The organism is Oscillibacter sp. KLE 1728 (genome assembly GCF_934833455.1).
Classification (GTDB): Bacteria; Bacillota; Clostridia; order Oscillospirales; family Oscillospiraceae; genus Oscillibacter; species Oscillibacter welbionis.
This window is the reverse complement of record NZ_CAKVVF010000089.1, coordinates 1-8,375: the sequence shown is the minus strand read 5'-3', so window position 1 is coordinate 8,375 and position 8,375 is coordinate 1. Positions and strand designations below refer to the sequence as shown.

General features: G+C 64.5%; 10 protein-coding genes. All 10 read right to left on the bottom strand.

Annotated features, from left to right (window positions below):
• Window positions 1–865, bottom strand: an 865-nt coding sequence (ylqF, locus tag QVE23_RS09375) for a ribosome biogenesis GTPase YlqF (RefSeq protein ID WP_287968036.1), incomplete at its 3' end; no start/stop codon positions are given.
• Between the two features lie 68 nt (window positions 866–933).
• Window positions 934–1,551, bottom strand: a complete 618-nt coding sequence (gene lepB / locus QVE23_RS09370) for a signal peptidase I (RefSeq protein ID WP_021751254.1) — start codon at window positions 1,549–1,551, stop codon at window positions 934–936.
• 70 nt (window positions 1,552–1,621) lie between these two features.
• The gene (gene lepB / locus QVE23_RS09365) at window positions 1,622–2,215 is read right to left on the bottom strand and encodes a signal peptidase I (protein ID WP_021751255.1); all 594 of its coding nucleotides are present in this window, start codon (window positions 2,213–2,215) and stop codon (window positions 1,622–1,624) included.
• A 138-nt stretch (window positions 2,216–2,353) separates the two neighbouring features.
• Complete coding sequence (gene rplS / locus QVE23_RS09360) at window positions 2,354–2,695, bottom strand: 50S ribosomal protein L19 (protein WP_021751256.1); 342 nt, start codon at window positions 2,693–2,695, stop codon at window positions 2,354–2,356.
• Between the two features lie 139 nt (window positions 2,696–2,834).
• Window positions 2,835–3,428 (bottom strand): zinc metalloprotease, encoded by a 594-nt coding sequence (locus QVE23_RS09355; RefSeq protein ID WP_119311082.1) that lies wholly within the window; start codon window positions 3,426–3,428, stop codon window positions 2,835–2,837.
• A complete protein-coding gene (locus tag QVE23_RS09350; RefSeq protein WP_021751258.1) occupies window positions 3,412–4,473 on the bottom strand; it encodes a M23 family metallopeptidase in 1,062 nt (353 codons plus the stop codon). The genes QVE23_RS09355 and QVE23_RS09350 overlap by 17 nt, the downstream gene beginning before the upstream one ends.
• Window positions 4,474–4,622: 149 nt before the next feature.
• A complete protein-coding gene (locus tag QVE23_RS09345; RefSeq protein WP_287827157.1) occupies window positions 4,623–5,804 on the bottom strand; it encodes a M20/M25/M40 family metallo-hydrolase in 1,182 nt (393 codons plus the stop codon).
• A gap of 10 nt (window positions 5,805–5,814) precedes the next feature.
• Window positions 5,815–6,828: an ABC transporter substrate-binding protein gene (locus QVE23_RS09340; RefSeq protein ID WP_287555288.1), complete on the bottom strand. Its 1,014-nt coding sequence runs from the start codon at window positions 6,826–6,828 to the stop codon at window positions 5,815–5,817.
• Between the two features lie 64 nt (window positions 6,829–6,892).
• Entirely contained in the window at window positions 6,893–7,648 is a 756-nt protein-coding gene (locus tag QVE23_RS09335) for an ABC transporter permease (RefSeq protein ID WP_021751261.1), read from the bottom strand.
• The coding region (locus tag QVE23_RS09330; RefSeq protein ID WP_287968032.1) for an ABC transporter ATP-binding protein at window positions 7,645–8,375 on the bottom strand (731 nt) is incomplete at its 5' end. The genes QVE23_RS09330 and QVE23_RS09335, both read right to left, overlap by 4 nt.

The following is an 8,375-nucleotide window of genomic DNA, read 5'->3' as shown; positions in this document are numbered from 1 at the left end:
CCGGCATTTCCAGTGTGAAGCGTCCCAGCTTGCCAGCTCTGTACTCGTCCAACAGGATCTTGGCCATCCGCTCCGTGTCCACCTCGCCGCCGGAGATCAGAAAGCCCCGCTTTTTCCCGGCGGCCTCCAGCAGGCGGTAGCCCCAGGCCACGTCCTCCCCGCCGTCCTGACGCTCCGGCAGGGATGGGAGCTTGTAGCCGGTCCTCAGGGCCTCCGGGTAGTTGGTGCCCAGGTACGCCATCAGGTGGCAGCCCAGGGTCTCCATGTCCAGGATCTCGTCCTTCACCGCGCCGGTGTAGGCCAGGTTCAGCCCCACGCTCTGGTCCTCAAACTTGGGCCACAGAATGCCGGGGGTATCCAGCAGTTCCAGCCCGCGGTCGATGGGCACCCACTGCTTGGCCCGGGTGACACCGGGCCGGTCCTCGGTTTTGGCAGTCTTGCGGCCGGCGATCCTGTTGATAAAGGTGGACTTGCCCACGTTGGGCACGCCCAAAATCATCACCCGGACCACCCGGTTCTGCCCCTTTTCCGCATAGGCGCGCAGCTTGTCCGCAAGAAGCGTCTTGACAGCAGCGGCAAACTGCTTTGTCCCGGCGCCGCTCTTGGCGTCGGACTCCATCACCGCGTACCCCTTTGCCCGGAACCAGGCCGCCCACCGCTTCGTGGCGTCTGGGTCCGCCTGGTCCACCCGGTTCAGCACCACCAGCCGGGGCTTCCCCGCCGTCAGTTCGTCCACATCCGGGTTCCGGCTGGACACAGGGATTCGGGCGTCCACGATTTCGCACACTGCATCCACATGTTTGATCTGCTCGGCGATCATCCGCCGGGTTTTGGTCATGTGACCGGGATACCATTGAATATTCATAGTCCTACCTCACGCCGCCCCGGCGGGCGGCGCCCAATCAATTCTTCTCAGGAAGCTGTCCCCGTGGCTCAGTCGATCCCCGCAATGGGGCCGATGCGGCCGAAGTCCCGCTGCCCGGTGGCCTCGTCCGCGCCGGGAAACAGCAGGAACACCGCCTTGCCGATGACATACCGGGTGTCCACCGTGCCAAGGTCGCTGCTGCGGCTGTCGCTGGAGTGGTTTCGGTTGTCGCCCATGACGAAAATGGAGCCCTCCGGCACCGTCAGGGGAAATTCCGTCCCCTCCTCCACATAGGTGGGCTCGTTGATATAGTCCTCCTCCAGCAGCTCCCCGTCCACATAGACGGCGCCGGAGACAAAGTCGATGTCCACCGTCTGGCCCTCCGTGGCGATCACCCGCTTCACGATGGGCTCCTCCAGAAAGGTGTCCTTCCGCAGCACCACGATGTCGCCGTACTCATAGTCGTTGTCCAGCATGGCGTTCAGCACCAGCAGCCGGTCTCCGTCCTGCAGGGTGGGCACCATAGAGTGTCCATCCACGCCGATGAGCCGGATGACGAAGGTAAACAGCAGCACCACCGCCAGCACGGAGCACACCAGCGCCTGGGCCCACTCATACAGGTCCCGGCCCTCCTCCTTTTCCGGAGACACCTCCTGCGTCTCCTGCTTCTTCTCTTTCTTCCACATGTCTGCAAAACCTCCGCGGGCGCTTTCGCCCCTGTTGATGGAAAGCCCCCCGCCGGAGGTCTCCTTGCTCTTATGTCAGCGGGCCGATCCTGCCGAAGTCCCGCTTGTCGGTGTCCGCCGTCACGCCTGGGAACAACAGGAACACCGCCCGGCCCAAAATCTGCCGGGTATCCACCGGCCCCAGCTCCGGATCCCGGCTGTCATCGCTGTCGTTGCGGTTGTCGCCCATAACAAAGACGCAGCCCTCCGGCACGGTGACAGGGAACTCCAGCCCCTCCTCCAGATAGGTGGGCTGGCGGATGTAGTCCTCCTCCAGCAGTTGCCCATCCACATAGACGGCACCGGCGGTAAAGTCGATGTCCACCGTCTGGCCCTCTGTGGCGATCACCCGCTTCACGATGGGCTCCCCGTCCTTGAAGCTCTCCTTCCGGATGATGACGATGTCCCCGGCCTCAAATCCACCGCACAGGTGGGCGTTCATCACCAGCAGGCAGTCCTGATGCTGGAGCGTCTCCCGCATGGAGGGGCCGGACACCAGCACCACCCGCGCCGCAAAGGTGAACAGCAGCACCGTTGCTGTCACGGCGCACACCAGCACCTGCACCCACTCGTACAGCCCGCGGAGGGAAAGCGCGTCCCTGTTGAGCCGTTTTCCTCCCCGCACGTGACCGCCTCCTCCAGCACCGCAGTTTTTCACAATAACGTATGCTAGTATATCAAAGAACCGTCAAAATCACAAGATGCCGGGGAAATTTTGTGTGACAAGAAAAAAGAGAGGCTTTCGCCTCTCTTTCGTCTTGGATCACAGCTTTTCCTTGACCTTGGCGCCCTTGCCCACGCGGCCGCGCAGATAGTACAGCTTGGCACGCCGCACAGCACCGTTGCGGACCACCTCGATCTTGTCGATGGAGGGAGAGTGCACGGGGAAGACCTTCTCCACACCGACACCGTAGGAGATGCGGCGCACGGTGATGGTCTCGGTGATGCCGCCGTGCTTCTTGGCGATGACGGTGCCCTCGAAGACCTGGATACGCTCACGGGAGCCTTCCTTGACCTTCACGTGCACCCGGACCGTGTCGCCCACCTTGACGGGGGTCACTTCCGCTTCCAGACGCTCTTTGTTCAGTTCCTTAATCAGATCCATGGATGTTCCTCCTAAATAATAGGTGTTCATGCCGCTTCTCTCAAAGGCACATCAACGCACTCCGGCGTGTGCACGGCAGAGGACCACCCTTTGTAGCCGTAATAGGATACCACGGCCAGGAGGAAAATGCAAGTATTTTTTACAAAAAATCCGCCTTTCTGCCGTGCAGTTCCCGAAGAGCCGCCGCCAGCAGGCCGAATGCAGCCGGCAGCAGCCACAGGCTCCCGCCGGTCCGCCCGATCAGCCACAGCACCAGGCCGCCCAGAGCCAGCGCCGTCGTGCCCCCCGCCCAGCAGGCGATGCGCTCCGCGGCGGAGGGACCCGCCAGCCATGCGGCCGCGAGATACAGCGCCCGGCCGCCGTCCAGGGGCCGCACCGGCAGCAGGTTGAAGAGGCACAGTGACAGATGGGCTCCCGCCGCCACCCAGGCGTGGGCGCCCCCCAGAACCAGCGCGCACAGCAGATTCACTGCTGGCCCCGCCAGCACCGCCGCGATCTCCCCCGGATAGGACAGGCGGGCGGCGGAAGTCATCAGCTCCGCCCCAAAGACGCTGACCCGCAGCTCCCGCACCCGGGCCCCCAGCAGCCGCAGCACCAGCAGGTGTCCCAGCTCGTGGAGCGCCGCGGCGGAGAGGATCACCGCCAGCAGCTGCCAGCCGTTCACCAGTGTGAACCAGGCCGCCAGCAGCCAGAAGCCGCCGGAAATCCGAATCCGGTCACGCCAGCGAGACATAGTAGATGGGATTTAGGTACTGGCTGCCCTCATGGAGCTCGAAGTGCAGATGAGGCCCGGTGGCCACGCCGGTCTCCCCCACCTCTGCGATCACGTCCCCCTCCTTCACAGAGGCGCCTGAGGAGGCGATAATCCGGCTGCAATGGGCATACAGGGTGGAGTAGCCCCCCTCGTGGGCAACGGTGATGTACTTGCCGTAGCTACTGCTCTCCCCCACGGCGGTGACGGTACCGTCGGCAAAGCAGCCGATCTCCGTCCCGGCGGCGGCGCCGATGTCAATACCATAGTGGAACCGCTCCTCTCCCTCCACCGGGTGCTCCCGGTAGCCGAAATCAGAGGTGAGGGTGCCCATCACCGGGGTGCAGTAATCAAAGCCCAGCAGGGCCTGTTCCAGGCACACGTTGTCCGGCAGGTTCTGGTCGGAGTAGAGGACGTAGGCCAGGGTAGACGCCTCCGCCGCGCCCTGGGATGCGGTTTCCGCAGTCTCCGCTGTCTGATCGGCCTCTGCTGTCTGCGCGGTCTCTGCCGTCTGGGATGCTGCTGCGGGCAGATCCAGCCAGCCGTCGCTGCTGCCGGTCCCGGTCCGGAAGGCCCGCAGGGGCGCGATGGCCGCAGGAAGCTGGAGAGACACCGCCTCTCCCCCTGCCGGGGCTGACACCTCCACGGCGGAATCCTCCTGAGGGTCGAACACCGCCTGATACATATCCTGAAGGGCTACGTCCACATCCGCTTCGCCGCTCACGGCCCGCCCCACAGCGGAGAACACGGCCTGCACGTCGATGTTCTGTTCCAGCATTCCGGTGAGTTTGGCATTCACCTGGGCCATGCGTCCCGGCAGCAGGAGCTTCACCGCCACCAGCAGCACAAAGATGCTGCCGCAGGCCACCAGCTGGATCAGATGCCGCCGCTCTCCCGGAGTCAGAGTTTCCCGTTTTCCCCGCTGGACCCTGTGCGGCGCAGCCGGGGTACTCCGCCGCCGCCTTTCCGCCGCCCGATGCTGGGACGAGACGGTGCCGATCCGCCGCCCAACGTGCCGTGCCGCCATGACGCTCCCTCCCCTGTCGGAATCTATTCCAAACTCTATGCGCCGACCGGGCGGGATATGCGTCTTTGGGAATCGTCTGCCCCCGCCGAAAAAGAGACCGGGAAGGGGCTCCCTTCCCAGTCTCTTGCACTTGCCCGCTTTGCGGGGCGTTATCCCAGCAGGCCCAGCATCGCCGCACACAGGGCCGTCCTGTCCCGGATGGAGGGGATGCGCACCCGCTCTTCCGTGGTGTGGATCTGTTCTGCGATGGCGGAGAGGGCGTCCACCGTGGGGACGCCGTAAGTGGAGAGATAGGCCCCGTCGGTGGCGGCGGGGTCCGCGATCTCCTCCGGCTCCCAACCCAGCAGCTCCGCCGCCTCTGCCGCCCGGAGATAGGCGCTGTGATTGGCGGCGTTCCGCTCCATGGCGGGGAACAGCGTCCGGTAGGTGACCTGCACCCGGCAGCCCTCCACCGTCACCTGGTCCGCCATGCTGTCCAGCCTGGCCTGGATCACCGGGAAGTCCGCGTTTTCCGGAATCCCGGCCACGCAGAACTCCCCCCGGGCCTCTCCGGCCACCACGCCGTTGGGCCGTCCGCCGGAGATGGGCGCCACATTGTAGTAGATGCCCTTCTCATAGTCGTTGAAGCTGTATAGCCGGATGATCTGGTGAGCCAGCTCCAGCACGGCGCTGCGGCCCTCCAGATACGCCTTACCCGCATGGGCCTCCCGCCCCGCCACGTCGACGGTTCCCAGAATCACCCCCCGGCGGGATGTGACAAACCGGGGACGTCCGTCCCGCTCCCGGCCGCCCTCGAACACCAGGGCCAGAGCCGCGTCCTGCGCCTCCCGGGCGTAGACCTTGCGGCCGGACCGGGAGCCGGTCTCCTCGTCACAGGTGAAAAGGTACGTCAGCTCCCAGGGGGGCAGCAGGCCCGCCTTTTTCAAAATCAGCGCCCCGAACAGGGAGATAAGGACGCCGCTCTTGCAGTCCCCGGCCCCCAGGCCGTGGGCCCACTCCCCTTCAATATGAAAGGGGTGCTTTTCCGCAAAGCCGGGGCCGAACACCGTGTCCAGGTGGGCGGCCAGCAGCACCTTTCCCCGGGGCTGTTCCGGCCGCACCCGGGCCACCAGATGGGTCCCCAGACCAGGCTCCGTCACCCGCTCTGTCCGGGCCCCCAGCTCGGAGAGCACCGGCTCCAGCAGCCCGGTCACGGCGGCGTTGCCCGCCTCATTGCCGGTGCCGCTGTCGATGGCGCAGATCTGTTCCAGCAGCGCCAGCTGGCGGGGCAGCATCTCCTCCGCCCCGGCCCGGACGATCCGGGCCAGTGTCTGTCTCTTGGCATCCTCCATCGGCCGTGCCTCACTCCGCCAGCAGGTCCACCATGACCTCCGCCGGATCGAAGGCGGCGTCGATCATGCCCACCTTCTGGAGCCAGTCGATGTTCTCCTCCCACACGGACACGTCCTGGGACAGGAAGGGCGCGTCGGCCGTCTCCATGATGGGCAGCAGCACATCAAAGCTTCGCCGTTCCACGGACTCCGTCAAGGGGAAGTTCTCCTCGTCCTGGTTGGCCAACAGGAGCCCCAACGCCTCCTCCGGGTCCGCCTGCATATCGGCAAAGCCCTTCTGACAGGCCCGCAGGAACCGAGTGTACTTGTCCCGGTTGGCCTCCAGCTGGTCCTCGCCGGTCACCAGCATCAGCGCGTAGTAGTTGGGTACGCCGTAGTCCATGACCTCCATGTAGTCCACGGCGAAGCCCTCCTCCTCCAGCGCAGGAACCTCGTGGTTGATGAAGCAGCCGAAGGTGGCGTCCACATTTCCGGTGGTCATGGCGCTCATCAGGTCAAAGCCCACGTCGATCAACTCCACGTCATCCAGCGTGGCGCCCACAGTCTCCAACATCTGGCCCACCGCCACCTCGCCGAAGCGGGTGCCGGAGTAGCCGATGGTCTTGCCGATCAGGTCCTCCGGGGTCTTGATGTTTTTCTCCGCCAGGGCACAGACGATGCTGATGGGCTGCTGGACCACAGCTCCCAGCACCTTCACCGGCACGTCCTCATTGGCCTTGGCGATGATGGTGTCCTCCTGATAGTAGAAGCCGATATCCGCCCGGCCCGCCGCCGTCATGGTCAGGGGATCGCTGGCGTTAGAGGGGAACAGGATATTCACCTGCAGGCCCTCCTCCGCAAAGTAGCCCTTCTCCTCCGCCTCGTAGAGGAAAGCATGGACGGCGTTGGGATACCAGTCCAGCACCACGTCGATGGTCTCCAGCTCTCCGTCGTCCTGCCCGTCCGCCGTGTCCCCGCTTCCGCCGGAGGAGCAGCCGGTGAGCAGCAGAAGCGCCGTCAGCAACAGCGCAAGTTTCTGTTTCATCATCAATCTTCCTTTCTTTATAAACTGGATCCAGGTGATTCCTGCGGGGCCCGCCCCGCAGGTTTCAGGACTCTCCCCTCCAGCGGACGAACCGCTTTTCCAGCAGGTTCACAACGGCCACCGCCAGGATGGCCGCCGCGGACAGCAGCACAATAGGGGCGAACACCCCGGCGCCGTCCAACTGGGTCATCATGCGGCGGGAGAAGTAGCCCAGGCCGCTCTTGGCCCCCAACCACTCGCCGATGGCCGCGCCGATGATGCTCATGGGCACCGCCATCTTGACGGCGGAGAAGAAGTATGGCAGGGCGCAGGGCACCTTGATCTTCAAAAAGATGTCCTTCTTCGTGGCACCGTAAGTCTCCAGCAGCTCCGCCATCTCCGTCTTGGCGGAGCGGAGCCCGTCGTACACTGTGATGGTGATGGGGAAAAAGGTGATGAGCACTGTCACCAGCACCTTGCTCCAGATGCCGTAGCCGAACCACAGCACAAAGAGCGGTGCGATGGCGGTGGTGGGAATGGTCTGGGACACCACCACGATGGGATAGATCATCTTGCGGACCAGGTCGCTCTCGTCCATCACCACCGCCAGGGCCAGGCCCAGCACCAGAGAGATCCCCAGGCCGATGGCCGTCACCAGCATGGTGGCGGGCAGATGAACGGTGAAGAGGACATCCCGCAGCTCCCACAGCTTCGCCAGGATCTGGGTGGGAGACGGCAGGATATAGGCCGCGTCTAATCCCATGGCCCCCGCCTGCCAGAGAATCAACAGGGCGAAGAGAAAAATCATGGCAGGTAGATTTGCTTTACAGGTCTTTTTCATGGGGTCACCTGCTTTCGCAGAAGGTCGATGAGATGCTCCTTCAGCTCCACCATCTCCGGCAGTTTGAGGCAGGAGCGGTCCCGCGGGAAGGACGCGGGGACCGGAATCTCCGCCAGCTCCCGGATGGGGGTGCGCTCCACCACCAGCACGCTGGAGGAGAGGAACAGCGCCTCCTCCACGTCGTGGGTGATGAAGAAGATGGTCCTCTTGTGCCGCTGCCACTGGTCCAGCAGCCACTCCTGCATGGAGATCCGGGTGAGGAAGTCCAGGGCGGAGAAGGGCTCGTCCAGCAGCAGCAGGTCGCAGCCCGTCAGCATGGTGCGGGCAAAGGCCGCCCGCTGCCGCATCCCGCCAGAGAGCTCGTCCGGCATCTTGCTGCCGCAGCCGGCAAGTCCCACGTCGGCCAGCGCCGCCTCCGCCCGGTCCCGGCGCTCCGCACGGGTCAGCTCCCCCTGGATCTCCAAGGGCAGCGCCACATTTTCTCCCACGGTTCGCCAGGGGAACAGCAGGTCCTTCTGGGGCATATAGCCGCAGTAGTGCTTGCGTCCCACAATGGACTTCCCCTCCACCAGAATGGTCCCCGCCTTGGGCTTTAGGAGTCCGTTGGTCATGCGGAAGATGGTGCTCTTTCCGCAGCCGCTGATGCCGATGATGCAGTGGAAGGAGCCGGGTTCCACGGCAAAGCTCAGGTGGTCGATGATATCGAAGTCCTCGCTGGGGTACTGAT

Bases quoted from the DNA above. Each gene is read 5' to 3' on its own strand.
- lepB (WP_021751254.1), bottom strand. From the start codon at position 1,551: ATGTGGAAGAAAGAGAAGAAGCAGGAGACGCAGGAGGTGTCTCCGGAA.
- rplS (WP_021751256.1), bottom strand. From the start codon at position 2,695: ATGGATCTGATTAAGGAACTGAACAAAGAGCGTCTGGAAGCGGAAGTG.
- QVE23_RS09355 (WP_119311082.1), bottom strand. From the start codon at position 3,428: ATGTCTCGCTGGCGTGACCGGATTCGGATTTCCGGCGGCTTCTGGCTG.
- QVE23_RS09350 (WP_021751258.1), bottom strand. From the start codon at position 4,473: ATGGCGGCACGGCACGTTGGGCGGCGGATCGGCACCGTCTCGTCCCAG.
- QVE23_RS09345 (WP_287827157.1), bottom strand. From the start codon at position 5,804: ATGGAGGATGCCAAGAGACAGACACTGGCCCGGATCGTCCGGGCCGGG.
- QVE23_RS09340 (WP_287555288.1), bottom strand. From the start codon at position 6,828: ATGAAACAGAAACTTGCGCTGTTGCTGACGGCGCTTCTGCTGCTCACC.
- QVE23_RS09335 (WP_021751261.1), bottom strand. From the start codon at position 7,648: ATGAAAAAGACCTGTAAAGCAAATCTACCTGCCATGATTTTTCTCTTC.